Annotated in this window: 25 protein-coding genes and 4 tRNA genes; 22 read left to right on the top strand and 7 right to left on the bottom strand. The window is 69.8% G+C overall.

Translation table 11 applies throughout. The annotated features are described in order from the left end of the window. The 10 genes from ACFYRX_RS04320 to ACFYRX_RS04275 all read left to right on the top strand — a co-directional run bounded on the left by ACFYRX_RS04320 (window position 1) and on the right by ACFYRX_RS04275 (window position 10,145). Window positions 1–552, top strand: coding sequence for a NuoI/complex I 23 kDa subunit family protein (locus ACFYRX_RS04320; RefSeq protein WP_389096451.1), 552 nt, complete (start codon window positions 1–3; stop codon window positions 550–552). Further along, window positions 549–1,319, top strand: a complete 771-nt coding sequence (locus ACFYRX_RS04315; RefSeq protein ID WP_389096449.1) for an NADH-quinone oxidoreductase subunit J — start codon at window positions 549–551, stop codon at window positions 1,317–1,319. Before ACFYRX_RS04320 ends, ACFYRX_RS04315 begins: the two co-directional genes overlap by 4 nt. Beyond that, window positions 1,319–1,747, top strand: a complete 429-nt coding sequence (gene nuoK, locus ACFYRX_RS04310) for an NADH-quinone oxidoreductase subunit NuoK (protein ID WP_389096447.1) — start codon at window positions 1,319–1,321, stop codon at window positions 1,745–1,747. Before ACFYRX_RS04315 ends, nuoK begins: the two co-directional genes overlap by 1 nt. Beyond that, entirely contained in the window at window positions 1,744–3,735 is a 1,992-nt protein-coding gene (locus tag ACFYRX_RS04305; protein WP_389096445.1) for an NADH-quinone oxidoreductase subunit L, read from the top strand. The genes nuoK and ACFYRX_RS04305 overlap by 4 nt, the downstream gene beginning before the upstream one ends. 6 nt (window positions 3,736–3,741) lie before the next feature. Further along, window positions 3,742–5,316, top strand: coding sequence for an NADH-quinone oxidoreductase subunit M (locus ACFYRX_RS04300; RefSeq protein ID WP_389096443.1), 1,575 nt, complete (start codon window positions 3,742–3,744; stop codon window positions 5,314–5,316). A 56-nt stretch (window positions 5,317–5,372) separates the two neighbouring features. Further along, on the top strand, window positions 5,373–6,875 hold the full coding sequence (locus ACFYRX_RS04295) for an NADH-quinone oxidoreductase subunit N (RefSeq protein ID WP_389096928.1): 1,503 nt from the start codon (window positions 5,373–5,375) through the stop codon (window positions 6,873–6,875). A 192-nt stretch (window positions 6,876–7,067) separates the two neighbouring features. Beyond that, window positions 7,068–7,931 (top strand): zinc metalloprotease HtpX, encoded by an 864-nt coding sequence (htpX, locus tag ACFYRX_RS04290; protein WP_389096441.1) that lies wholly within the window; start codon window positions 7,068–7,070, stop codon window positions 7,929–7,931. Beyond that, the gene (locus tag ACFYRX_RS04285) at window positions 7,928–8,320 is read left to right on the top strand and encodes a YccF domain-containing protein (protein ID WP_389096439.1); all 393 of its coding nucleotides are present in this window, start codon (window positions 7,928–7,930) and stop codon (window positions 8,318–8,320) included. Before htpX ends, ACFYRX_RS04285 begins: the two co-directional genes overlap by 4 nt. A gap of 20 nt (window positions 8,321–8,340) precedes the next feature. Next, complete coding sequence (locus tag ACFYRX_RS04280; RefSeq protein WP_389096437.1) at window positions 8,341–9,501, top strand: barstar family protein; 1,161 nt, start codon at window positions 8,341–8,343, stop codon at window positions 9,499–9,501. Window positions 9,502–9,575: 74 nt separating this feature from the next. Next, complete coding sequence (locus ACFYRX_RS04275) at window positions 9,576–10,145, top strand: SMI1/KNR4 family protein (protein ID WP_389096435.1); 570 nt, start codon at window positions 9,576–9,578, stop codon at window positions 10,143–10,145. 28 nt (window positions 10,146–10,173) lie between these two features. Here ACFYRX_RS04275 and ACFYRX_RS04270 read toward each other — a convergent pair whose 3' ends face one another. After that, window positions 10,174–11,418 carry an APC family permease gene (locus tag ACFYRX_RS04270; RefSeq protein ID WP_389096433.1) on the bottom strand — a complete coding sequence of 415 codons (1,245 nt, stop codon included), beginning with the start codon at window positions 11,416–11,418 and terminating at the stop codon, window positions 10,174–10,176. Window positions 11,419–11,630: 212 nt separating this feature from the next. Here ACFYRX_RS04270 and ACFYRX_RS04265 point away from each other — a divergent pair, with 212 nt between their 5' ends. Beyond that, window positions 11,631–11,897: a GlsB/YeaQ/YmgE family stress response membrane protein gene (locus ACFYRX_RS04265; protein WP_389096431.1), complete on the top strand. Its 267-nt coding sequence runs from the start codon at window positions 11,631–11,633 to the stop codon at window positions 11,895–11,897. Between the two features lie 94 nt (window positions 11,898–11,991). Here ACFYRX_RS04265 and ACFYRX_RS04260 read toward each other — a convergent pair whose 3' ends face one another. Further along, a complete protein-coding gene (locus tag ACFYRX_RS04260; protein ID WP_389096430.1) occupies window positions 11,992–12,480 on the bottom strand; it encodes a YajQ family cyclic di-GMP-binding protein in 489 nt (162 codons plus the stop codon). A 234-nt stretch (window positions 12,481–12,714) separates the two neighbouring features. On the opposite strand from ACFYRX_RS04260, the gene ACFYRX_RS04255 reads away from it, so the two are divergent. Then, window positions 12,715–12,796, top strand: a tRNA-Tyr gene (locus ACFYRX_RS04255). Between the two features lie 595 nt (window positions 12,797–13,391). On the opposite strand, the gene ACFYRX_RS04250 is transcribed toward ACFYRX_RS04255, so the two are convergent. Continuing rightward, window positions 13,392–13,661, bottom strand: coding sequence for a hypothetical protein (locus ACFYRX_RS04250; RefSeq protein ID WP_389096428.1), 270 nt, complete (start codon window positions 13,659–13,661; stop codon window positions 13,392–13,394). Window positions 13,662–14,109: 448 nt separating this feature from the next. Between ACFYRX_RS04250 and ACFYRX_RS04245 the strand changes: the two genes are divergently transcribed. Next, on the top strand, window positions 14,110–14,322 hold the full coding sequence (locus ACFYRX_RS04245) for a hypothetical protein (protein WP_389096426.1): 213 nt from the start codon (window positions 14,110–14,112) through the stop codon (window positions 14,320–14,322). A gap of 193 nt (window positions 14,323–14,515) precedes the next feature. Here ACFYRX_RS04245 and ACFYRX_RS04240 read toward each other — a convergent pair whose 3' ends face one another. Next, entirely contained in the window at window positions 14,516–15,172 is a 657-nt protein-coding gene (locus ACFYRX_RS04240) for an NAD(P)H-binding protein (protein ID WP_389096424.1), read from the bottom strand. A 71-nt stretch (window positions 15,173–15,243) separates the two neighbouring features. Then, window positions 15,244–16,518: an amidohydrolase family protein gene (locus ACFYRX_RS04235; protein ID WP_389096422.1), complete on the bottom strand. Its 1,275-nt coding sequence runs from the start codon at window positions 16,516–16,518 to the stop codon at window positions 15,244–15,246. Window positions 16,519–16,775: 257 nt separating this feature from the next. Here ACFYRX_RS04235 and ACFYRX_RS04230 point away from each other — a divergent pair. From ACFYRX_RS04230 to ACFYRX_RS04205, 6 genes are all read left to right on the top strand, one after another. Continuing rightward, window positions 16,776–16,848: transfer RNA gene (locus ACFYRX_RS04230), tRNA-Thr, on the top strand. A gap of 46 nt (window positions 16,849–16,894) precedes the next feature. Further along, window positions 16,895–16,967, top strand: a tRNA-Met gene (locus tag ACFYRX_RS04225). 88 nt (window positions 16,968–17,055) lie between these two features. Beyond that, window positions 17,056–17,220, top strand: coding sequence for a 50S ribosomal protein L33 (rpmG, locus tag ACFYRX_RS04220; RefSeq protein ID WP_018834916.1), 165 nt, complete (start codon window positions 17,056–17,058; stop codon window positions 17,218–17,220). Between the two features lie 102 nt (window positions 17,221–17,322). Further along, window positions 17,323–17,775: a MaoC family dehydratase N-terminal domain-containing protein gene (locus ACFYRX_RS04215; RefSeq protein WP_389096420.1), complete on the top strand. Its 453-nt coding sequence runs from the start codon at window positions 17,323–17,325 to the stop codon at window positions 17,773–17,775. 8 nt (window positions 17,776–17,783) lie between these two features. Next, window positions 17,784–18,212: a MaoC family dehydratase gene (locus tag ACFYRX_RS04210; RefSeq protein ID WP_389096418.1), complete on the top strand. Its 429-nt coding sequence runs from the start codon at window positions 17,784–17,786 to the stop codon at window positions 18,210–18,212. Between the two features lie 89 nt (window positions 18,213–18,301). Continuing rightward, window positions 18,302–19,357 (top strand): UDP-N-acetylmuramate dehydrogenase, encoded by a 1,056-nt coding sequence (locus ACFYRX_RS04205; RefSeq protein WP_389096416.1) that lies wholly within the window; start codon window positions 18,302–18,304, stop codon window positions 19,355–19,357. 21 nt (window positions 19,358–19,378) lie between these two features. On the opposite strand, the gene ACFYRX_RS04200 is transcribed toward ACFYRX_RS04205, so the two are convergent. After that, complete coding sequence (locus tag ACFYRX_RS04200) at window positions 19,379–20,419, bottom strand: adenosine deaminase (RefSeq protein ID WP_389096415.1); 1,041 nt, start codon at window positions 20,417–20,419, stop codon at window positions 19,379–19,381. 119 nt (window positions 20,420–20,538) lie between these two features. Then, window positions 20,539–21,765 carry a pyridoxal phosphate-dependent aminotransferase gene (locus ACFYRX_RS04195; RefSeq protein WP_389096414.1) on the bottom strand — a complete coding sequence of 409 codons (1,227 nt, stop codon included), beginning with the start codon at window positions 21,763–21,765 and terminating at the stop codon, window positions 20,539–20,541. A 248-nt stretch (window positions 21,766–22,013) separates the two neighbouring features. Here ACFYRX_RS04195 and ACFYRX_RS04190 point away from each other — a divergent pair. The 3 genes from ACFYRX_RS04190 (at window position 22,014) to nusG (ending at window position 23,475) form a co-directional block, all read left to right on the top strand. Then, window positions 22,014–22,086: transfer RNA gene (locus tag ACFYRX_RS04190), tRNA-Trp, on the top strand. 108 nt (window positions 22,087–22,194) lie between these two features. Further along, the gene (secE, locus tag ACFYRX_RS04185) at window positions 22,195–22,479 is read left to right on the top strand and encodes a preprotein translocase subunit SecE (protein WP_389096413.1); all 285 of its coding nucleotides are present in this window, start codon (window positions 22,195–22,197) and stop codon (window positions 22,477–22,479) included. A gap of 81 nt (window positions 22,480–22,560) precedes the next feature. Then, window positions 22,561–23,475, top strand: coding sequence for a transcription termination/antitermination protein NusG (nusG, locus tag ACFYRX_RS04180; protein WP_389096411.1), 915 nt, complete (start codon window positions 22,561–22,563; stop codon window positions 23,473–23,475). The last annotated feature ends 5 nt before the right edge of the window (window positions 23,476–23,480 follow it).

The following is a 23,480-nucleotide window of genomic DNA, read 5'->3' as shown; positions in this document are numbered from 1 at the left end:
ATGGCCCCCATCCCCGGCTCCGGCCTCGCCAAGGGCCTGGCCGTCACCCTGCGCACGATGACGAAGAAGACCGTCACCGAGCAGTACCCCGACGCTCAGCCCGACCTCCCGCCCCGCACCCGAGGCGTGATCGGCCTGTTCGAGGAGAACTGCACGGTCTGCATGCTGTGCGCCCGTGAGTGTCCCGACTGGTGCATCTACATCGACTCCCACAAGGAGACGGTTCCGGCCGCGACCCCCGGTGGCCGCGAACGCAGCCGTAACGTCCTCGACCGCTTTGCCATCGACTTCTCCCTCTGCATGTACTGCGGTATCTGCATCGAGGTGTGTCCTTTCGACGCCCTGTTCTGGTCCCCGGAGTTCGAGTACGCCGAGACCGACATCCGCGACCTCACCCACGAGCGGGACAAGCTCCGCGAGTGGATGTGGACGGTTCCGGCCCCGCCGGCCCTCGACCCCGGCGCGGAGGAACCGAAGGAGATCGCGACCGCCCGCAAGACCGCCGAGAAGCTGGCGGCCACGCAGGCCGAGTCGCAGGAGGGGAACGCGTGAGCCTCACCTCTGCCGTACTGACCACAGCCGCCGCCCAAACCCACGGCTTCCTCTCCCCGACCGGCGTCGAGATCGCCTTCCTGCTCGTCGGCCTGGTCACCTTCGGCGCCGCGATCGTCACCGTCACCACCAAGCAACTGGTGCACGCCGCCCTGTGGCTGGTGGTGGCCCTCGGTGGCCTCGCCGTCGAATACCTCCTGCTCACCGCCGAGTTCATCGCCTGGGTGCAGGTCCTCATCTATGTCGGCTCCGTCGTCGTCCTCCTTCTGTTCGGTCTGATGCTCACCAGGGCCCCCATCGGCCGGTCCCCGGACGCCGATTCCGACAACCGCTGGGCCGCCCTGGCCGTGGCGGTCGCCGCGGGAGCCGCTCTGGTCTGGGTGGTCGTCGACGCCTTCCGCACCACCTGGATCGACCTGGACGGCCCCGCCGCCGGCTCCACCGAGGCCACCGGAGCCAGCCTCTTCCAGAACTGGGTTCTCCCCTTCGAGGCTCTCTCCGTCCTGCTCCTCGCGGCCCTGGTCGGCGCGATCGTCCTGTCCCGCAAAGCGAAGGCGGAGTCGAGTTCTCCCCCTGTGAACTCCCGAGCCGAGACCGGGAGTTCCCCATCCGTCCCGGATTCCCGTAATCACCCGATCGGGCGAAATGGGGCGACTGGGGGAACTGGGCCGCTCAAAGCGACCGACTCGGCCAAGCCCGCCGACATGGCCAAGCCCACCGACTCGGCCAAGGAACCGCAGTCAACCGAGCAGGAAGGCGCCCGCTGATGCACCTCGCCTATCCCGCCGTACTCTCCGCCCTCCTCTTCTGCACCGGCCTCTACGGCGTCCTCGCTCGCCGCAACGCGATCCTCGTCCTGATGTCGGTCGAGCTGATGCTCAACGCCGTCAACCTGAACCTGGTCGCCTTCGACGTCTGGCTCAGCAGGACCGCGGAGGAGACCCTGCACTCCGGTCAGGCCCTGACCCTGTTCACCATCGCCATCGCCGCCGCCGAGATCGGAATCGGCCTGGCGATCGTCCTCGCCGTCCACCGCAACCGAGGCACCGCCGACATCGACAAGCTCCGCGACACGGCCGAGGGCCATGAACCCGACGGGTCCGACGCGTCCGACGGTGACCTCACCCTCACGGCCGAGCAGGACGCACAGTCCGGGCGGGCCGGACGGACCGGAAAGGCTGAGGCCACCGCGTGACCACGACCACCCTCGCCGTGCTCGTCCCCCTTCTCCCCTTCCTGGGCGCCGTGGCCGGCCTGCTCCTGGGCCGCACGGCCCCCGGTTTCGTGCGCCCGCTCGCCGTGCTGCCGCCCTTGGCCGCCCTCGCGCTCGCCGCGGTGGTCGCCGTACGCCAGGGCGGCGACCAGGCGATGAACGCCGCCACCGAACTCACCCCCACCGGTTCGGTCCCGATCGAACTCGCCCTGCACATCGACGGCTTCGCCGCCCTCGTCGCCGTCCTGGTCGCCTTCGTCGCCACCTGTGTGCAGACCTACTCGACGGGCTATATGCGCGACGACCCGCGCTACCCCTCGTACGCCGCGCTCGTCTCCCTCTTCACCTCCGCGATGCTGCTCGTCGTCTACTCCGGCGACCTGATCGTGCTGCTGGTCGGCTGGGAGATCATGGGCATCTGCTCGTACTTCCTGGTCGGCCACTACTGGGAGACCCCGGAGGCCCGCGCCGCCTCCCTCAAGGCCTTCCTGGTGACCAAACTCGGTGACGTCCCCTTCCTGATCGGCCTGTTCGCGCTGGCCACCGACGCAGGTTCCTTCCGGATCACCAAGATCCTCGACACCGTCGCGCACGGCGGACTCGACCACCCGACCCTGATCGCCCTGCTCCTGCTCGCGGGCGTGGCCGGCAAGTCGGCGCAGTTCCCGCTGCACACGTGGCTCCCCGACGCGATGGCGGGCCCCACGCCCGTCTCCGCGCTGATCCACGCCGCGACGATGGTCGCCGCCGGTGTCTACTTCATCGCCCGTCTCCTCCCGGTCTTCGAGGCCTCCCGGGCCGCGATGGTGGTCCTCGCCGTCATGGCCGCCGTCACGATGATCGGCTCGGGTCTCGCCGCGCTCGCCCAGGACGACATCAAGCGCGTCCTCGCCTACTCGACGATCGGTCAACTCGGCTACATGACCGGTGCCCTCGCCGTCGGCGACCGCGGCGCCGCCGTCTTCCACCTCCTCGCACACGGCGCCTTCAAGGCGCTGCTGTTCCTCGCGGCCGGCGTGGTCATCCACGCCGCCGGCACCAACTCGCTGGCCGCCATGTCCCGCATGCAGGACCTGCGCGCCCGCGTCCCTGACGCCTACTGGACGATGACCGTGGCGCTCCTCGCGCTCGCCGCGATCCCGCCCTTCAGCGGCTTCTTCTCCAAGGAGTCCGTCCTCGGCGCGGCCGAGCACGTCGCCACCGGCCACACCGAGCACGCTCCCGGTGCCGCGGGCTGGATCACCCTGGTCGCAGGCTTGTTCGCCGCTCTGCTCACCGCCGCGTACGCGACGCGCCTGTGGCTGCTGGCCTTCTACGGGCGAGGCGCCGCGGCCCCCGACCACGGCCGCCAGCCGGTCACGATGACCGTGGTGCTGTGGGTCCTCGCGGCCCCCTCCCTCGCCCTCGGTGCGTTCGCCTACCGCGTGCTGCCCGACTGGTTCGACGGCCGAGACCTCACCCCGACGCTCACCACGTCTGTCATCGGCACAGGCGTGGCCCTGGTCGGCGGCATCATCACCTACGCTGCCTGGCGCCACACCAGCATGCTCGCCGCCCGCGCCCCGCTCGGTGCGGTCGCCGCCCACCCCGACGGGGCCGCGCAGGTCGAAGCCGAAGCCATCGCCAGCCACACGCCCGTGTACGGGGACATCGCCTACGTGCCCGACCCGGCGGACCCTGGCCGCCTATTGCTCGGCCCGCTGCACCGCCACGCTGCCGTCGGCTTCCACCTGGACGCCCTGTACACGGCCGTCTTCGTCCGCCCGGTCCAGGCCGGAGCCACCCTCGTCCGGTTCCTGGACCGTGAGGTCGTCGAGACCTACGTACGCGGCGCGGGCGCCTTGCCACGCTGGCTAGGCACCGCCGTACGACGGGCACAGACCGGCAATCTGCAGACCTATGTGAGCGCGCTGCTCGCTGGCACCGTCGTCCTCGCGGTCGCCGCCGTCCTCGTCGCCACGGGAGCGTGAGCAGGCGTGATCGATATCAACGAGTCCGTGATGCAGTTCCTTCTGGCGTTCGTCGTGGCCGGTCCGCTCCTCGGCGCCGTCACGGCTCTCCTGCCGGCCCCGCCCGGACTGAAGGGGAAGTCGCCCGAGCAGGCCGTGCTCCGGCACGGCGTGACGGTCAGCGGTGTGATCCTCATCGCCGCGATCGTCCTCGCACTCGGCTTCGACCACGACCATCCGTCGAAGATGCAGGCCACGACGGACATCAGCTGGATCCCGGCACTCGACGTGCGCATCCACCTCGGCATCGACGGCATTTCCCTCCCCCTTCTGGTCCTGACCGCGCTGCTGACCTTCCTCTGCGCGCTCTACTCCTACTTCAAGATGCCTTCGGGCCCCACCCCGAAAGCCTTTGTCGCCCTGGTGCTGGTCCTCGAGTCCGGCACCCTCGCGACCTTCGCCGTTCTCGATCTGCTGCTGTTCTTCCTCGCGTTCGAGATGGTGCTCATCCCGATGTACTTCCTCATCGCCCGCTGGGGCGGTGAGCAGCGACAGGCCGCCGCCTGGCGCTTCATCCTCTACACACTGCTCGGTTCGGTCGTCATGCTGCTCGGCCTGCTCCTGATCGGGATCAAGGCGGGCACATTCGACATGGTGGCACTCGCCACTGACAACGGCCGGTCACTGACCACATCCGTGCAGGTCATCGCCGTTCTGGCGATCGGGATCGGGCTCGCGGTCAAGACCCCGATGTGGCCGCTGCACAGCTGGCTGCCGGACGCCCACACCGCCGCGCCGACCGTCGGCTCGGTCCTGCTGGCCGGCGTCCTGCTGAAGATGGGTACGTACGGGTTCGTGCGCATCCTGCTGCCGATCGCACCCGACGGATTCCGCCACTTCGCGCCCTACCTGGCCGCTTTCGCCGTGGTCGGAATCATCTACGGATCCCTGGCCTGCCTCGCCCTCGCCAAGCGGGGCGCGAAGGGCGACCTCAAGCGCCTCATCGCCTACTCCTCCGTCGGCCACATGGGCTTCGTCCTGCTGGGCATCGCCACGATGACCCCGACCGGCGTGAACGGCGCCCTCTTCGCGAACATCGCCCACGGCCTCATCACCGGCCTCCTGTTCTTCCTCGTCGGCGCCCTCAAGGACCGCACGGGCACCACCGACCTCGACACCCTGGCTGAGGAGACCGGCGCCGCCCTGTATGGCAAGGCCCCGCGTCTCGGCGGTCTGCTCGCCTTCGGTGCTGTCGCCTCGCTCGGCCTGCCCGGACTGGCCGGATTCTGGGGCGAGATGCTGGCTCTGTTCGGCGCCTTCAAGCCCGCCGACGACCTCAGTCGCCCCGCCTTCCTCACCTTCATGGCGATCGGTGCGGTGGGGACGCTCCTGACGGCCGCGTACATGCTCGTCGTGGTCCGCCGCGTCTGCATGGGCGCCGTACCGCAGGACGCCCCGCACCTCGCCGACGTCCACACGTACGAGTTCGCGGCCTGGACGCCGCTCGTCGCCCTGACCGTCGTAGCGGGCCTGTGGCCGAAGGTCCTCCTGGGCCTCACCGACCCGGCCGTTCAGCAGCTCCTCGCAGGAGGCAACCGATGAGCCCTCTGGCCGCCGTGGCCCAGCCATTGGCCTCTTCGGCCGGGCCACCGGCCGCGATGGCCGCGAACCTCGTCCAGTCCGTCGACTGGCTCGCCATCGCGCCGCCCACCATCGCGGCGGTCGTCGGACTCGTCGTCCTCGTCGCCGACCTCTTCGTCGGCGAAAACAAGAAGACCCCGCTGGGCTGGCTGTCGGTGGCAGGCCTGGCCGCTGCAACGCTCATGCTGCTGCCCCTCCTGGACGGCGACCGCAGCACCTTCTGCCTGACCGGCGACGCCGACGTGTGCAGCTACACGGCAGACCGCTTCACACTCGTCATCCAGCTCCTCGTCCTCGGCGGCGCCCTCCTGGTGGCCCTCCTGTCGGTCACCGCCCTCAAGGACGCCGACAAGAAACTCCCCGAGGGGGAGTACTGGTTCCTGCTGCTCTCCTCCGCCGCCGGCGCCGCGCTCCTGCCCGCCTCCCGCGACCTGGCGACCCTGATCGTCGCCCTGGAGGTCGCCTCCCTGCCCGCCTTCGCCCTCGTCGGCATCCGGCACGGAGACAGAAAGTCCTCCGAAGCAGCCCTGAAGTTCTTCCTGTCCTCGGTCACCGCGACCGCGGTCGGCCTCATGGGCATCAGCTTCGTCTACGCCTCGACGGGCACCCTCTACCTCACCCAGGTCGCCGACCGGATCCAGCACGTCGACGGCCAGCTCCACACCCTCGCCCAGACCGGGGTCGTCCTCACTCTCGTCGGCTTCGCCTTCAAGACGGCCGCCGTCCCCTTCCACTTCTGGGTGCCCGACACCTACGTCGGCGCCCCCCTCCCGATCGCCGCCTACTTGTCGGTCGTCGGCAAGGCCGTGGGCTTCTCCGGGCTGATCCTCGTCACCGTCGTCGCGCTGCCGTCGTACGCCGACGTCTGGGGACCGGCGCTAGCCGTGCTCGCCGCCCTCACCATGACCGTCGGCAACCTCGGTGCCCTGCGCCAGCAGGCCACACGCGCGTACAGCGCCGTACGACTGCTCGCCTGGTCCTCCGTCGGTCAGGCCGGCTACCTCCTCGTCCCGATCGCCGGCGCCGCGTACTCCGGCGACGCCGAGCATTCCGTCGGCTCCACCGTCGCCTACGCCCTCATGTACGCCGCCGTGAACCTCGGCGCCTTCGCGGTTGCCGCGCTGGTCGGCCGTACGAAGGCCGCGAACCGCATCACGGACTATCGCGGCCTCTACGCGAGCAACCCGCTCGCCGCCCTCCTCCTGGCGTTCTTCCTGCTCTGCCTTGCAGGCCTGCCGCCCGGCATCATCGGCCTCTTCGCCAAGGTCACCGTCTTCTCGGCGGCCGTGGACGCGGGACTCGGCTGGCTCGCCGTGGTCATGGCCGTCAACGTCGTGATCGCGCTGTTCTACTACCTCCAGTGGACGACCCTGCTGTTCCGGGCCCCCGAGGGCGAACCCACCGCCCACCGCATCCCCGCCCCCCTCACCGCCGCGCTCGCCCTGACCGGAGTCCTCGGCATCGCCCTCTCGGGCGCACCCCAGCTGGTGCTGCGCTTCACCGACACCGGACTCTTCTGACCCCCTCGCCTGAGCCATCACCCGGACGGCTCACCTGGGCCTCCGCACGCACAAGGGAACTAGTGGCCCTCGCCTGGCGTTGAGCAGGACGGGAAGGTCCACTGGACGTGACACCACGGACCGGTGGCATCGCAAGCCATCGGAGACCAGCAAGCAAAGGGTTCCCCTGCTGCACCACTTGGAGGGAGTACCGTGCACCGCCGGCACAACGGGCTCAGGACCGCAGTCCTCCTCGGGGGACTGTCCGCACTCATCATCGTCATCGGCAGCTTCTTCGGCCGCATGGGGCTGGTCGTGGCCGTCCTGATCGCGCTGGGCACCAACGCGTACGCGTACTGGAACAGCGACAAGCTGGCTCTACGCGCGATGCGTGCGCGCCCCGTGAGCGAGTTCGAGGCCCCGGCCCTGTACCGCATGGTCCGCGACCTCTCCACGCAGGCCCGCCAGCCGATGCCGCGCCTGTACATCTCCCCGACCGAGGCACCCAACGCCTTCGCGACCGGCCGCAATCCGCGCAACGCCGCCGTGTGCTGCACCGACGGCATCCTGCGCATCCTGGACGAGCGCGAACTGCGCGGTGTCATCGGCCATGAGCTGAGCCATGTCTACAACCGCGACATCCTGATCTCCTCGGTCGCCGGAGCCCTCGCCTCCGTGATCATGTTCCTGGTCAACTTCGCCTGGCTGATCCCGATCGGCCGCTCCGACGACGATGACGGCCCGGGGCTCCTGGGCATGCTGCTGATCATGATTCTCGGGCCGCTGGCAGCCACCCTCATCCAGATGGCCATCAGCCGTTCCAGGGAGTACGAGGCAGACGCGTCCGGCGCCCAGCTCACCGGAGATCCCCTTGCGCTCGCCAGCGCCCTGCGCAAGCTCGAAACAGGCACCAAACAGCTGCCGTTGCCACCCGAACCCCGCATCGAGACCGCGAGTCATATGATGATCGCGAACCCCTTCCGCCCTGGCCAGGGACTGTCCAAGATGTTCTCGACACACCCGCCGATGGCGGAGCGCATCGCCCGGCTCGAGAAGATGGCAGGTCGCCCCCAGTGAAAACCATCCTTAACGTCATCTGGCTCTTCCTGAGCGGCTTCTGGCTGTTCCTCGCCTACCTGGCCGCGGGCGCACTGCTGTGCATCACGATCATCGGCATTCCGTTCGGCCTCGCTGCCTTCCGTATCGGCGTCTACGCCCTGTGGCCCTTCGGATACACCACCGTCGAACGCCGCGACGCGGGCGCGGCCTCCTTCGTGGGCAACATCCTGTGGCTGGTGCTGGCCGGCTGGTGGCTGGCCATCGGCCACATCGTCACCGGCATCGCCCTGTGCGTCACGATCATCGGCATCCCGTTCGGCATCGCCAACTTCAAGCTGATCCCCGTGTCCCTGTTCCCACTGGGCCGCGAAATCGTCCGCACGGACGAACCGTTCGCGACCCGCTGAGGCGCGCGCGGGCCGGGGGAGTGAGCTCGCCGAAGTACGTCCTGCTCTCCTACGACCAGGAGGCCCGGTTCGAGGGCGAGGAGCCTTACGAGCAGACCTGGGCCCTGTGCGAGGAAGCCGAGGACCTCTTCGCCGACCCGCCCCCTCCGCTTCGGGAGGTGCACGAACTTCTCGGCTGCGTTCCCGAGGGCGAGTTGGCGGAAGCCCTCACGCGCGCGCGTGCCGGAGGATCGGTGCCCCTCGGGTTCCTCACCCTGGAAATGCTCGACAAGAACGGCACGCCGGTCGATGAGTGGGAACTGGAAGACGTCCGCGTCCTTGACGACCGCCCATGCGCCCGCGACCTGACGCTGCGTGACATCACGATCGAAGGCACGGAACCCGACCGCGACTCCTACGACCACTCGCTGCGTCCACGGCTGTCCCCGGGCTACCGCCTGCTGGGCGCCCACGGCGAGCCGTACGGCACTTGCCGCGACGTGGCCTGCGCACACGAGGTCCCGGACGAGCCCATGGAACCGCCACTGCGGCTGCTGGGCTGCGCTCCCCAGGGTGCCCTCAGGGCCGCGCTGGACGCGGGGGAGGAGGACCTCGGCCATGCGAAGGTGCTGCGCATCGACGCCACGGGCCGGCCCGTGGCGTCCGCGGCCGAGGGCGAGCTGCGGGCCTGGATCCCGTCGGCTCGTGGCCCTGCTTTGGTCGACCTCACCCTCGACCTGTGGTCGGAACGGCCGCCCTCAGTGGCCGGCCAGGTGTGGGGGCTGTGGGCCGAGGGACGGCCTACCGAGCCCAACAAGTGGGCGGCGTGCGATGCCGAGGGCCGGCAGTTCTGGCTCGGCACGGCGCTCCACAACCATGGGCACGGCGGCCAGGACCGGCCGCCCGGCACGACGTACCACCTCGACGGCCGCCACATCACCGACCTGTCCGGCTTCTTCTGCGCCCTGGGCGAGGCGGTCAACGGCCCCGGTGGGTACTTCGGCTGGGGCCTTGACGCCCTGAACGACTGCCTGCGAGGCCGCTGGGGCGCGGCTCCGCCGTTCGACCTGGTCTGGCACGATTCCGATGTCGCCCGCAGATGCCTGGGCGTCACCCCGCACGCTGTTCACCGCCCGCCGGCCTTCGAGGAACTCCTCGCGTACCTCACCGAGGGTGATCGGGTCACCGTCCGCTTCGCCTGACCCGAGGTTTTCCACAACCCGTCGGTTGTCCACAGGCCTGCCCGACTGTCGGTGCCGCCCTGCATCATGAATGCATGACCGAGAGCGAGCAGTTGCTGGCACGGGTGGCGGACAAGGCCCGCAACACCCGCCCGTGGGGTTGGACTTCCCTCCCCGAGCGGGTGGACGCGGCCACCCTGGCCCGCGCCGAGGCCGCGCTGGGCTTCCGCCTGCCCCCGCTCCTGGCCGACCTGTACCTGCGGATAGGAGACGGCGGATTCGGCCCGGAGTACGGCCTGTTGCCCCTGCTCGACAGCGCTCCCGCCGGTGAGCCCGCAGCCGTGGTCCAGTACCTCGCCAACCGCAGGGCCGGCCGAAAGGACCCGGACTGGCCCTGGCCGGCGGGCGTCCTGCCGATATCCCACTGGGGCTGCGCGATGTACGCCTGCGTGGACTGCCACAGCCCGGAAGCCACCGTCCTCCTCTTCGAGCCGAACGCCGGCGACTGCGACCACTCCTGGTTCGTGGACACCCGCACCCTCACGGACTGGCTGCAAGCCTGGGTCGACGGTACGGGCTGGTACGAGGAGATGAACGAGGAGTTGGAGATGACTCCTTGGACGGAATTCCGGATACGCACGACGTCGCCGGCCCAGGCGACCTGACGGACCCTCCAGGGGCACCGCCGCCGACCTACCGCGCCGCCCACCACTTCCGTACGCCATACGCCACTGCCCCTACCGCCAGCACGCCCGCACCCACGGCCACCGAAATCCCCGGCAGCGCGCACGCCAGCACCACACATCCGAGCAGCCCCACCACCGGCACCGCCCGGGCCGCCCGGGCCGAACCCAACGTCCAGGCCGACGCGTTGGCCACCGCGTAGTACGCGAGCACACCGAAGGAGGAGAACCCGATCGCGCCCCGTACGTCCACCGTGGCGGCGAGGGCCGCGACCACCGCACCCACGGCCAGTTCGGCCCGGTGCGGCACCTGGAAGCGAGGGTGCACCGCGGACAGGGCGCCGGGCAGATGCCGGTCCCGGGCCATGGCCAGAGTCGTCCGTGAGACGCCCAGCACCAGGGCGAGCAGCGAGCCGAGCGCGGCCACGGCGGCACCCACCCGCACCACCGGGACGAGACCCGGCACCCCGGCCTCCCGCACCGCCTCGGCCAGCGGCGCGTCCGCCCTGCCCAGAGCATCGGCGCCCAACACGGAAAGGACAGCCACCGCCACCGCCGCGTACACGACCAGCGTGATGGCCAGAGCCAGGGGGATCGCGCGCGGAATGGTGCGCGCGGGATCCCGTACCTCTTCGCCGAGGGTCGCGATGCGCGCGTACCCCGCGAACGCGAAGAACAGCAGACCGGCCGCCTGCAGCACCCCGCCCACACCACCCGAGGCACCCACGTCCAGGCGCCCGGCCTCGGACGCCCCGGATCCCAGGCACACGACCACCACGGAAGCGAGGACAGCGAGAACCACCGCCACGATCGCCCGGGTCAGCCAGGCGGACTTCTGAATCCCGCCGTAATTCACCGCGGTCAGCGCCACGACGGCCCCGACCGCCACGGCATGGGCCTGACCGGGCCAGATGTACGCCCCCACAGTCAGCGCCATCGCCGCACAGGAGGCCGTCTTCCCGACCACGAACGACCAGCCCGCGAGATAACCCCAGAACGGACCGAGCCGCTCCCGCCCGTACACATACGTGCCGCCGGAGGCCGGATACAGGGCGGCCAGCCGCGCCGAGGAGGTGGCATTGCAGTAGGCGACCACGGCGGCGACCGCGAGCCCGAGCAGCAGCCCGGACCCGGCCGCGCGCGCCGCGGGTCCGAGGGCGGCGAAGATCCCCGCACCGATCATCGAACCGAGCCCGATGACGACGGCGTCACCCACTCCCAGCGTGCGCCGAAGCTCGGCACCGGAACGCGTCATGCGCCGCACCCTACTGATCCCGTGCAACCGCGGGGTGCGGCCCTGACGTCCTTCTCAGCAACAAGATGCGAACACCCGCACGACGGACGCGGCACGAAAACCGCACAAGTACGCCGTACGACGTATGCGCCCGAGAGTCCGCACAGTCTGCCGGGATGTAGATCACAGTCCTCGGACAGTGCGGGCACAGCGCGGAAGGGCAGGGTCAGGGCATGAGCATCGTCGGCTGGATCATCCTCGGGCTGTTGGCCGGAGCCATTGCCAAGTTCCTGCTCCCGGGCCGTGACCCGGGCGGTTTCATCGGGACGACCCTCATCGGCGTCGCGGGCGCTTTCATCGGCGGCTGGATATCGGCCCGTTGGCTGGACCATCCGGTCACCAAGAGCTTCTACGACGGGACCACCTGGGCCGCCGCGATAGGCGGCTCACTGGTGCTCCTGATCGCCTACCGTCTCCTGTTCGGCAACTCGCGCGACTGACATCCCCGAACCGCAGCCAGCAGGCGAGAAGGGTGGGCACCGGCCAGGTGTCCACCCTTCCTCGTACGCGAGTCCGCTGTCCTTCCGGCAGGCCCTACCGGTAGTTCACGAACTGGATCGCGAAGTCGAAGTCCTTGCCCTTCAGCAGGGCGATGATGGACTGCAGATCGTCCCGGCTCTTCGAGCTGACCCGCAGTTCCTCGCCCTGCACCTGGGCCTTCACGCCCTTCGGGCCCTCGTCACGGATGATCTTCGCGACCTTCTTCGCGTTGTCCTGGGAGATGCCCTCCTCGATCGACGCGAAGATCTTGTACTCCTTGCCGGAGAGCTGCGGCTCACCCGCGTCGAGAGCCTTCAGCGAGATCCCGCGCTTGATCAGCTTGGACTGGAAGACATCGAGGACGGCATTGACCCGGTCCTCGGAGTTCGCCTCCATCAGGATCTTGTCACCGGACCACGAGATCGAGGCACCCACGCCCTTGAAGTCGTAGCGCTGCGAGATCTCCTTGGCGGCCTGGTTGAGGGCGTTGTCGACCTCCTGCCGCTCGACCTTCGAGACGATGTCGAAACTGGAGTCGGCCATGTCCTGTGGCTCCTTGTATCGGGGTGCGTGTCAGCGTGCGTACGGATGCGTATCGGCGTACGTGGGGGCGGCGCCGAGCCCGGCGTGGACCCGGGCCGCATCCGCCCAAGCCTAGCCACCCCACGCGCCCCGGGCGCAGATCAATCGGGTGGCCGAGCACCCCTCGGCATCGGGTATTGTTTACGTCGTTGCCACGGAGCACCGCCGAAAGACGGTTCGAAGGGCAGCAACCCCGGCGGTGTGCCCGAGCGGCCAAAGGGAGCAGACTGTAAATCTGCCGGCTCAGCCTACCCAGGTTCGAACCCTGGCGCCGCCACGCTGAGAAAGAGACCCCCTCCGAACTGCGGAAACGCAGTCCGGAGGGGGTCTCTTCGTGTGCTGGACGCTTTGGGCGTGTGGTGCGCGGTGGCACGGGTGGTGTGTTTCGCCGCGTGGCCCGGCGGTCGACGGCGCGGCGTCGGATCCAGAGGATCCAGCAGGAGAAAGCGATCACGCCGAGCGCGAAGACGAGCGGGGACGCCGCATGACGGCCCGTTCCTCCGGCTCGCTCGGCACCTCGCGATGCCGGACCCTGTGGTTGAACTCAGAGAGTTCGCGCGGGTCGGCGCTTGCCGCGCGGGCGGTCCTGGCGGCGGCGGTGTAGATCAAGCTCTGAACCACCGCAGGGCCGGTGATCACCTCCTCGGAATCGACGGATACCGCCGTCGTTTCCGAATGCCCCTCGAGACGGCGGCCCCTTGAGAGGAAGAGGCATCAACTCCCGCCTGTGGAACAGGAGTCCGCGGTAGTAGCGCCCGTGATACGCCTGTGGCCACCTCTGCCTTTACGGCCAGGCTGTCTCCACGGCAACCACCACACCCCGCTGCGGGTCAGTTCGATGTCGTGGTCGGCCACGCCCGCGCCGCAGACGGTCACCGCGGCCGCCCGTGGCGGATACCTCGTCGTGATGACCGTGCAGGTGCCGCCGTCGAGGTCGCAGAAGGCGTACGCCCCGTCGTGGCGACCACGGTGCCCGCCGCGTCCACCAGCGTGACCAGCGCGTTGCCCAGCGGTGCTGCGGAGCCGGGCACCGTCCCGCGCACCTGGGCCCCGGGCTGCAGTTCGACCTGCACGCGGGTGGTCCCGGCGCCGCCGATCTCGACAGGCAGTGCCAGTGGCCGGTGCTTGGGGGAGCTGACCACGAGCGTGACCGTCCCGGGCGCCAGTGGGTGCGTCCACTGGCCGGCACCTCTCCGCGCACGTCGGTCACCACGACCACTGCCTCTGAGGCTGGAAACCATGGGCGGAGGCGATGGCGGTCAGGACGTACGAACCCGCGGCAGGCGCAGACGTACCGAACGAGCCCTCACCGTCCGAGACCGCCCAGTCCAGCTGCTTTCCGGAGAGGGAGATCAGGGTCACCGCGGCCCCGCCCCCCCGGCACCCGCCCGCTGACCGGAGTCCCGGCGAGTTCGTCGCCCGACGTCGACGCCACCGCCGTAGCACCAGAGCCGGCATCGGCATCGGCCTCGGCAGCGACACCTGTACCGCGTACATGGGACATGGCCGGGCCTCCACGCGGGTGTGGCTCCGTCGGTCCGGACGTAAGCCTGACGTAGGAATTCCGGCCGTCCGGGGCACACTGACTGCATGTCAAGTCGTCGCAGGCTCTGCCCCGAATGCCGTCGCGAGATCGCCGTGGTCGCCGGCCGCTTCGCCCGGCACGACCCGCCGGGAGCGCGCGAGAAGGGCCGGCTGGTCTCGTGCCAGGGTTCCCGCAGGCAGGCGGAACTCGGAGCGGTGCAGCCGTCGTTGGACGGGTACGCAGTCCCCGTCGTACCCGGCCAGCTGCCCCTGTTCTGACATCGCCGGGTCTCTACGACGTTCCGAATCACCGGGCGCCCACAAGACGCCGACGACTCCACCACTCGCCGCCGCCGCACCCGACCGCAAGCTTCACGTCAGGCGCCGGACATCGCGAAGCTCCCATAGCCAAGGCCTCGTTCACCCGTCGCAGCACCGAACTACGCGCGGCCGGCGCCCCCGACGGTCACCGTCAGTTGCCCGCCACCGACTTCACCGCCACCGGCACCGGAGTGGACCCACTGATCAGCTCCAGCGACAGTCCGGCGGTCGCGGGCGTGTCCAGCAACTCCGCGAGTACGGCGGCCACGTCGTCGCGCGGGATCGGACCCCGGCCGGTGTGCGCCTCCAGGCGTACGAGGCCCTTGCCGGCGTCGTCCGTGAGCGCGCCGGGGCGCAGGATCGTCCAGTCCAGTGCGTCCAGGCCGCTCACGTAGGCGTCCGCCTCACCCTTGGCGCGCAGGTACGCGTCGAAGATCTCGGCACCAGGGTGCCGAGGGTCCGCGCCCATGGACGACACGACCACGAAGCGCCGTACACCCGCCATGACCGCCGCGTCCGCGAACAGCACCGCCGCGGCCTTGTCCACGGTCTCCTTGCGGGCAGCGCCGCTGCCCGGGCCCGCGCCCGCCGCGAAGACCGCTGCGTCCGCACCCCGCAGGGTGGCCGCGACCTCCTCGACCGAGGCCGACTCCAGGTCCAGCAGGACCGGTTCGGCACCGGCGTCCCGCAGATCGTCGCCCTGTTCCGCGCGGCGGATGATGCCCGCCGCCTCGTCCCCGCGCGCGGCGAGCAGTCGCTCCAGCCGCAACGCGATCTGACCATGACCACCAGCGATGACAATGCGCATGCCTTCGACCGTACGCCGGGACAGCCACAACCGCCGCATGGCCCCCGGCGGGTGCCGGGCCGAAAGGCGCGCTACGGCACCTCCCCCCGCCCCTGCCGGGGCAGCCCCGGCTCCGAGGCCGTGGCCGAGTTGCAGTACTCCCGTACCGCGCTCGTCCGTGCCACCACGCGCCCCCGGTGCACCACGATCCGGCTGTAGGCGAGGGAGAGCGCTCCGGCCAGGCCGTCACCGCGTACCGCGAGCAACTCGGCCGGAAACCCGGCCTCCACGCGGACTTCAGGCAGGCCGAGGACGGCCCGCGCGGACGTGCTCACCGTGTCGTAGGCGTCCTCGGGGCGCAGTGCGTGCCGGGAGGCGAGGAGGTAGGCGGCCTCTAGCGGGTCGCCGCGCCCCACCGGGTTGGACACGTCCCGCAGGGCACCGCTGCCGGCCGCCACCTGGACGCCTGCCGCGCGCAGCAGCCGTACCGGAGCCGTGCCCCGCCGGTCGACGCCTCCGCAGCCGCCCTGCGGCAGACACACCACGGCGACCCCGGCCGCCGCGAGCTGGTCGGCGGTCCGGGACACCACCTCGGCGGGCAGCCGGTCGAGTCCGGCGCAGGGGCCCAGGGTCACACCGGGCCGCAGTCCGCCGGCCATGGCGGCGAGCCGGGCGAGCCGGGCCGGGTCGGCGGCGTCGGTGTGCAGGTCGACAGGGCAGCCGTGCTCGGAGGCCACCTCCAGGATCGCTTCCGTGTAGCCCGTCGGATCGGGGTCCAGATCCGGACAGCCACCCACCACCGAGGCGCCCATCTTCAGCGCGTCCCGCAGCATCGCGAGCCCCTCGGCGCCGGCCACCCCGGTCAGCACCCGCGGCATCGCCACCGCCGTCAACTCGGTGAGCCCGCGCAGCGAACGCCGTGCCTGGAGCACGGCGGCCAGCGCGCCCAGCCCCTGGACGTCGCCCACGCGCACGTGTGCCCGGAGCGCGGTCGCCCCGTGCCCGAGCTGGAGCAGGGCGGCCTCGGTGGCCCGGCGCTGGACGTCCTGGGGGGCGTAGGACACCGGGCCCTCGGCGTCGGCCGACAGTGCGGTGTCGCCATGGGCGTGCGGCTCGGCGGGGGCCGGCAGGAGCAGATAGCCGCCGAGGTCCACGCGCGTGCCACGCGCGCGCATGTTGCCCACGGCCAGACTCCCCGCCGTACCGACCGCCTCGATGCGCCCACCGCCCAGCCGTACGTCCACGGTCCGGCCGTCGGTGAGGCGTGCCCCGCACAACAGGAGACCGGTCCCCTCGGACCGGCCCGACGGCGAAGCACCCGACGAGGAGGGCGAGGAGTGGTGCGGCTGCGGCTGGCTGTCGGGCATCGCGCTCCAGGGGCTCGGGGGCTGCGCGAGCTCGGCACCGCCGGAACCGCGCAAGGGACGCAAGATCACGCAGAGTGAGTCGAGCCTAGGACGGTGATCCGCTCGTCATGGGGAGGAGCGCAATAGTCGTACCGGTGTGGTCCACCGTGCTGGAGAGGCGGTTGAGGCCGCCGGGAAGCCCGTGGATCAAGGCGTACGGGGCGCCGCGAAACGGATTTGGGTGAACGGCGGCGGAGCGTGTAATGTCTTCATCGCTCGCCCCAATAGCTCAGTCGGTAGAGCGTCTCCATGGTAAGGAGAAGGTCTACGGTTCGATTCCGTATTGGGGCTCTGGTGTGAAAGGTTCCCGTCGCAAGGCGGGAACCGATCGCATCACAGCGGTGTAGCTCAGTCGGTAGAGCAAGCGGCTCATAATCGCTGTGTCACCGGTTCAAGTCCGGTCACCGCTACTGACAGTAGCCGATTGCGGGGTCGGTCCTTCGATCGGCTACTCTTTTATGCGTTCAACGTCCCATCCGTTCGTCAAGGAGCACTCCTGTGGCTGCCACCGACGTCCGCCCGAAGATCACGCTGGCCTGCGTGGAGTGCAAGGAGCGGAACTACATCACCAAGAAGAACCGGCGTAACAACCCGGATCGAATGGAGATGAAGAAGCACTGCCCGCGTTGCAACGCGCACACCGCGCACCGCGAAACGCGATAAATCAGGCTCGTACACGAGGCCGTCCCCGAGAGATCGGGGGCGGCCTCGCGTCGTTGAGCGACCCGATACCGGTCAGTAGAGCAAGCAGGAGGTGCCGAGCCCATGGCGCTCGACCAGTCCTTCGTGGGACGGACCTACCCGCCCACCGCCCCCTACGAGGTGGGACGGGAGAAGATCCGCGAGTTCGCCGAGGCGGTGGGGGACACCAACCCCGCGTACACGGACCCGGAGGCCGCCAAGGCGCTCGGTCACCCCGACGTCGTCGCCCCGCCGACCTTCGTGTTCTCCATCACTTTCAGGGCCGCGGGACAGGTCGTCCAGGACCCGCAGCTCGGCCTGGACTACAGCCGGGTCGTGCACGGCGACCAGAAGTTCGCCTACGTCCGCCCCGTGCGCGCCGGTGACCGACTGACCGTCACCTCCACCATCGAGGCCATCAAGTCCATGGCTGGCAACGACATCCTGGACATCCGCGGCGAGGTGCACGACGAGGCCGGGGAGCACGTCGTGACCGCCTGGACGAAGCTCGTCGCCCGCGCGGCAGAGGGGGCGTGAGGAAGCAGATGACGGCGAAGATCGCATACGGCGACGTCGAGGTCGGCACCGAGCTGCCAGCCCAGTCCTTCACCGTGACCCGCGCCACCCTCGTTCAGTACGCGGGTGCCTCCGGGGACTTCAACCCGATCCACTGGAACGAGAGGTTCGCCAAGGAGGTCGGACTGCCGGACGTCATCGCGCACGGCATGTTCACCATGGCCGAGGCGATCCGCGTGGTCACCGACTGGACCGGAGACCCGGGCGCGGTCGTCGAGTACGGCGTCCGTTTCACCAAGCCCGTCGTCGTCCCTGACGACGACCAGGGCGCCACGATCGAGGTCAGCGGCAAGGTCGCGGCCAAGCTCGACGACGACACGGTCCGCGTGGACCTCTTGGCGACCAGTGCCGGGCAGAAGGTACTGGGGATGTCACGGGCGGTAGTGCGGCTGGCCTGAGGGCGAGGGGAGCTTCAGTCACCCGCACTTCGACGGGCCGTCCGCCGCTCAGCGCCTGGCTGTCGGAGGTGCCCCGTAGGCTGTACCGCGTGCAGGAACGACACGACGCCCCCCTCGCCCCGCTGACCACCTTCCGTCTGGGCGGCCCCGTCACCCGCCTCGTGACCGCGACGACCGACGCCGAGGTGATCGAGGTCGTCCGCGAGGCCGACGCCGCCGGCACCCCGCTTCTGGTCATCGGCGGTGGGTCCAACCTCGTCATCGGCGACAAGGGGTTCGAGGGCACCGCGCTCGTCATCGGCACCAAGGGCCACGAACTCACCGGCACCCACCTGACGCTCGCCGCCGGCGAAGTGTGGACCGACGCGGTCGCCCGCACCGTGGAGGCCGGACTCGCCGGTATCGAGTGCCTCGCCGGCATCCCCGGTTCGGCGGGAGCCACGCCGATCCAGAACGTCGGCGCCTACGGCCAGGAGGTGTCCTCCCGCATCACCGAGGTCATCGCCTACGACCGCCGCAGCGGCGAGACCGTCACCCTCATGAACGACGAGTGCGCCTTCTCCTACCGGCACAGCCGCTTCAAGGAGGACCCCGAGCGTTACGTCGTCCTGCGCGTCCGCTTCGACCTGGAGGACGCCGACGGACTCTCCGCGCCCGTCAAGTACGCGGAGACCGCCCGCGCCCTGGGCGTGGAACCCGGCGACCGCGTCCCCCTCGCCGACGCCCGCGAGACCGTCCTGAAGCTGCGTGCCGGCAAGGGCATGGTCCTGGACCCCGACGACCACGACACCTGGTCGGCAGGCTCCTTCTTCACCAACCCGATCCTCACGCACTCCCAGTTCGCGGAGTTCCACGCGCGCGTGAAGCACCACCTCGGCGAGGACGCCGTACCCCCCGCCTACCCGGCGGGCGACGGACACACCAAGACCTCCGCGGCCTGGCTCATCGACAAGGCCGGCTTCACCAAGGGCTACGGCACCGGCCCCGCCCGCATCTCCACCAAGCACACCCTCGCCCTCACCAACCGGGGCGACGCCACCACCGAGGACCTCCTCACGCTGGCCCGGGAGGTCGTGGCGGGCGTACGGGACACCTTCGGGATCACTCTGGTCAACGAACCGGTGACGGTGGGCGTGAGCCTGTAGCCGACGAGGACCGAAGGCGCTTCAAGAGGCCGGACCACTGAGCCAGTCGTCCACTCCGGACAGCATCTTGGTCTTCATGTCCTCCGGTGCCGCCGAGGCCCGTACCGACTGCCGGGCCAGTTCCGCGAGCTCCGCGTCCGAGAAGCCGTGATAGCGCCGGGCGATGTCGTACTGCGCGGCCAGCCGGGACCCGAACAGCAGCGGGTCGTCGGCGCCCAGCGCCATCGGGACCCCGGCCTCGAACAGCGTCCGCAGCGGCACGTCCTCATGCTTCTCATACACACCGAGCGCCACATTGGACGCCGGGCACACCTCGCACGTCACCTGCCGGTCCGCCAGCCGCTTCAGCAGCCGCGGGTTCTCGGCCGCCCGCACGCCGTGACCGATCCGGCTCGCGTCCAGGTCGTCGAGGCAGTCCCGGACCGACGACGGCCCGGCCAGTTCACCGCCGTGCGGCACCGACAGCAGCCCGCCCTCACGCGCGATGTTGAAGGCCCGGTCGAAGTCCCGTGCCATGCCCCGGCGTTCGTCGTTCGACAGCCCGAATCCGACCACGCCCTTGTCCGCGTACCGCACCGCGAGCCGGGCCAGCGTGCGCGCGTCCAGCGGATGCTTCATCCGGTTCGCGGCGACCAGCACCCGCATCCCGAGCCCGGTCTCGCGCGAGGTCGTCTCCACCGCGTCCAGGATGATCTCCAGCGCCGGGATCAGCCCGCCGAGCATGGGGGCGTACGACGTCGGGTCGACCTGGATCTCCAGCCACCCCGACCCGTCGCGGACGTCCTCCTCCGCCGCCTCCCGCACCAGCCGCCGGATGTCGTCCGGCTCCCTGAGGCACGAGCGGGCCGCGTCGTACAGCCGCTGGAAACGGAACCAGCCCCGCTCGTCCGTGGCCCGCAGCTTCGGCGGCTCCCCGCTGGTCAGTGCCTCGGTCAGCGACTCGGGCAGCCGCACACCGTACTTGTCGGCCAGCTCCAGGACGGTGGCAGGCCGCATCGAACCGGTGAAGTGCAGGTGCAGATGGGCTTTCGGCAGCTCAGAGACATCACGTACACGCTCCATCCGAGGATCCTGCCGTACGTCACCGCCGTCCCGGTACCGCTTTCCCCTTTAGTGGTCTTGCTCGCACAAAAAAAGGGGCACCCCCTCACGGACGGGGTGCCCCTTTTCCCACGGAGACGTCAGTCCCGCGCCTCCGCCAGCAGCTTCTGGATCCGCGAAACGCCCTCGACGAGGTCCTCGTCACCGAGCGCGTACGACAGCCGCAGATAGCCCGGTGTGCCGAAGGCCTCGCCCGGGACGACCGCGACCTCGGCCTCCTCCAGGATCAGCGCGGCCAGCTCGACCGTGTCCTGCGGACGCTTGCCGCGGATCTCCTTGCCGAGCAGGGCCTTGACCGAGGGGTAGGCGTAGAAGGCGCCCTCGGGCTCCGGGCAGAGCACACCGTCGATCTCGTTGAGCATCCGCACGATCGTCTTGCGGCGCCGGTCGAAGGCCGTGCGCATCTCCGCCACAGCGTCGAGGTTGCCGGAGACCGCGGCGAGGGCCGCGACCTGGGCGACGTTGGACACGTTGGACGTGGCGTGCGACTGGAGGTTGGTCGCGGCCTTGACGACGTCCTTCGGGCCGATGATCCAGCCCACCCGCCAGCCCGTCATGGCGTACGTCTTGGCGACACCGTTGACGACGATGCACTTGTCGCGCAGCTCGGGCAGGAGCGCGGGCAGCGAGGTGAACTTCGCGTCGCCGTAGACGAGATGCTCGTAGATCTCGTCGGTCAGCACCCACAGACCGTGCTCGACGGCCCAGCGGCCGATCGCCTCGGCCTCGGCCTCGCTGTAGACGGCGCCGGTCGGGTTGGAGGGGGAGACGAAGAGGACGACCTTGGTCTTCTCCGTACGGGCCGCCTCCAGCTGCTCCACGCTGACGCGGTAACCCGTGGTCTCGTCCGCGACGACGTCGACCGGGACACCGCCGGCGAGACGGATGGACTCCGGGTACGTCGTCCAGTACGGCGCCGGGACGATGACCTCGTCGCCCGGGTCGAGGATCGCGGCGAAGGCCTCGTAGATCGCCTGCTTGCCGCCGTTGGTCACCAGGATCTGGGACGCGTCGACCTCGTAGCCGGAGTCGCGCAGCGTCTTCGCGGCGATCGCCGACTTCAGCTCGGGCAGACCGCCGGCCGGGGTGTAGCGGTGGTACTTCGGGTTCGAGCAGGCCTCGATCGCGGCCTGGACGATGTAGTCCGGGGTCGGGAAGTCCGGCTCACCGGCGCCGAAGCCGATCACCGGCCTCCCGGCGGCCTTGAGGGCCTTGGCCTTGGCGTCCACGGCGAGGGTGGCGGACTCGGAGATCGCGCCGACTCGGGCGGAGACCCGGCGCGCGGTGGGAGGGGTTGCAGCGCTCATGGGGCCCATCGTTCCAGACCGGAAACCTGCCCGGCACGCGGGTTTCACGTACTGAACAACGGCTGAACAACCGTCCGGATTCGCTCCGCACGCTGGGCGATCTTCCGCCCCCAAGGCCCGTACGGGCGCTTTCTGTTCGACGAGGGGCCCCGGACCACGTACACTCTCACCTCGTTGGCCTTCAGCAGCCGCCCCGAACGGTGCACACCGAGCACTCGGTCGGATGCGGTACGTTGGGGGACGCACAAAGGGTCGTAGCTCAATTGGTAGAGCACCGGTCTCCAAAACCGGCGGTTGGGGGTTCAAGTCCCTCCGGCCCTGCTACACACACCATCGCCAGGATGTGTGCGCATGTACGTACAGCAATGCACCGCCGTGCGGCTCCAACCGGGCGCGGCACGGCCACGACCCGGGAACAGGTGAGGACGAATGGCGGACGCCGTGGGCTCCATTGATACGCCTGATGCCCAGGATGAGGCGACGGAGTCCAAGAAGACCCGTAAAGGCGGCAAGCGTGCCAAGAAGGGCCCGCTGAAGCGTCTCGCGCTCTTCTACCGGCAGATCGTCGCAGAACTCCGCAAGGTCGTCTGGCCGTCGCGGAACCAGCTGACGACGTACACGACCGTGGTGATCGTCTTCGTTCTCGTCATGATCGGTCTGGTGACCGTGATTGACTATGGACTCAACCACGCCGCCAAGTACGTATTCGGCTGAGCACAGAGCGAAGGGCGCCGAGGTTACCGGCGCCCCTTTTCGCATGTTCCACCCCTAAGTATCCAGGAAGAAGCAGCCACCGTGTCTGACCAGAACCTGAACGACGCCGTCGAGCCGGACGAGACCGTGTCCGTGGAGGACGAGCTCGACATCGTCGAGGGCGCTGACGAGGACCTGGACGAGGTCGAGGCTGCCGACGCCGAGGCGGGCGAGCCCGCCGAGGAAGCCGCTCTGCACGACGCCGAGGACGAGTCCGAGGAGTCCGGCGGCGATGTCGAGTTCGCCGAGGACGAGTCCGGCGATGACGTCGAGGCCGCCGACTCCGTCGAGTCCGTCGAGGACGAAGAAGAAGAGGCCGAGGAAGAGCCGGCCGAGCCGGTCGACCCCGTCGTCGCCCTGCGCGAGGAACTGCGCACCCTCCCCGGCGAGTGGTACGTCATCCACACCTACGCCGGTTACGAGAACCGCGTGAAGACCAACCTCGAACAGCGTGCCGTCTCGCTGAACGTCGAGGACTTCATCTTCCAGGCCGAGGTGCCGCAGGAAGAGGTCGCGCAGATCAAGAACGGCGAGCGCAAGACCGTCCGTCAGAACAAGCTCCCCGGCTACGTGCTGGTGCGCATGGACCTGACCAACGAGTCCTGGGGCGTCGTCCGCAACACCCCCGGCGTCACCGGCTTCGTGGGCAACGCCTACGACCCGTACCCGCTGACCCTGGACGAGATCGTCAAGATGCTCGCCCCGGAGGCCGAGGAGAAGGCGGCCCGCGAGGCAGCCGAGGCCGAGGGCAGGCCGGCGCCGCAGCGCAAGGTCGAGGTCCAGGTCCTGGACTTCGAGGTCGGCGACTCGGTCACCGTCACCGACGGCCCCTTCGCCACCCTGCAGGCCACGATCAACGAGATCAACGCCGACTCCAAGAAGGTCAAGGGTCTCGTCGAGATCTTCGGCCGCGAGACTCCGGTCGAGCTGTCCTTCGACCAGATCCAGAAGAACTGAGTGGC

The sequence above is a fragment of the Streptomyces sp. NPDC005374 genome, from assembly GCF_042872225.1.
In the GTDB taxonomy this organism is placed as follows: Bacteria; Actinomycetota; Actinomycetes; order Streptomycetales; family Streptomycetaceae; genus Streptomyces.
The sequence above is the reverse complement of the archived record's forward strand: the minus strand, read 5'-3'. Positions and strand labels throughout refer to the sequence as shown.

Coding starts and splice junctions, on each gene's coding strand:
- ACFYRX_RS04320 (WP_389096451.1), top strand. CDS start 1: ATGGCCCCCATCCCCGGCTCCGGCCTCGCCAAGGGCCTGGCCGTCACC.
- nuoK (WP_389096447.1), top strand. CDS start 1,319: ATGCACCTCGCCTATCCCGCCGTACTCTCCGCCCTCCTCTTCTGCACC.
- ACFYRX_RS04295 (WP_389096928.1), top strand. CDS start 5,373: ATGGCCGCGAACCTCGTCCAGTCCGTCGACTGGCTCGCCATCGCGCCG.
- ACFYRX_RS04275 (WP_389096435.1), top strand. CDS start 9,576: ATGACCGAGAGCGAGCAGTTGCTGGCACGGGTGGCGGACAAGGCCCGC.
- ACFYRX_RS04270 (WP_389096433.1), bottom strand. CDS start 11,418: ATGACGCGTTCCGGTGCCGAGCTTCGGCGCACGCTGGGAGTGGGTGAC.
- ACFYRX_RS04265 (WP_389096431.1), top strand. CDS start 11,631: ATGAGCATCGTCGGCTGGATCATCCTCGGGCTGTTGGCCGGAGCCATT.
- ACFYRX_RS04260 (WP_389096430.1), bottom strand. CDS start 12,480: ATGGCCGACTCCAGTTTCGACATCGTCTCGAAGGTCGAGCGGCAGGAG.
- ACFYRX_RS04245 (WP_389096426.1), top strand. CDS start 14,110: ATGTCAAGTCGTCGCAGGCTCTGCCCCGAATGCCGTCGCGAGATCGCC.
- ACFYRX_RS04240 (WP_389096424.1), bottom strand. CDS start 15,172: ATGCGCATTGTCATCGCTGGTGGTCATGGTCAGATCGCGTTGCGGCTG.
- ACFYRX_RS04235 (WP_389096422.1), bottom strand. CDS start 16,518: ATGCCCGACAGCCAGCCGCAGCCGCACCACTCCTCGCCCTCCTCGTCG.
- ACFYRX_RS04215 (WP_389096420.1), top strand. CDS start 17,323: ATGGCGCTCGACCAGTCCTTCGTGGGACGGACCTACCCGCCCACCGCC.
- ACFYRX_RS04210 (WP_389096418.1), top strand. CDS start 17,784: ATGACGGCGAAGATCGCATACGGCGACGTCGAGGTCGGCACCGAGCTG.
- ACFYRX_RS04200 (WP_389096415.1), bottom strand. CDS start 20,419: ATGGAGCGTGTACGTGATGTCTCTGAGCTGCCGAAAGCCCATCTGCAC.
- ACFYRX_RS04195 (WP_389096414.1), bottom strand. CDS start 21,765: ATGAGCGCTGCAACCCCTCCCACCGCGCGCCGGGTCTCCGCCCGAGTC.
- secE (WP_389096413.1), top strand. CDS start 22,195: ATGGCGGACGCCGTGGGCTCCATTGATACGCCTGATGCCCAGGATGAG.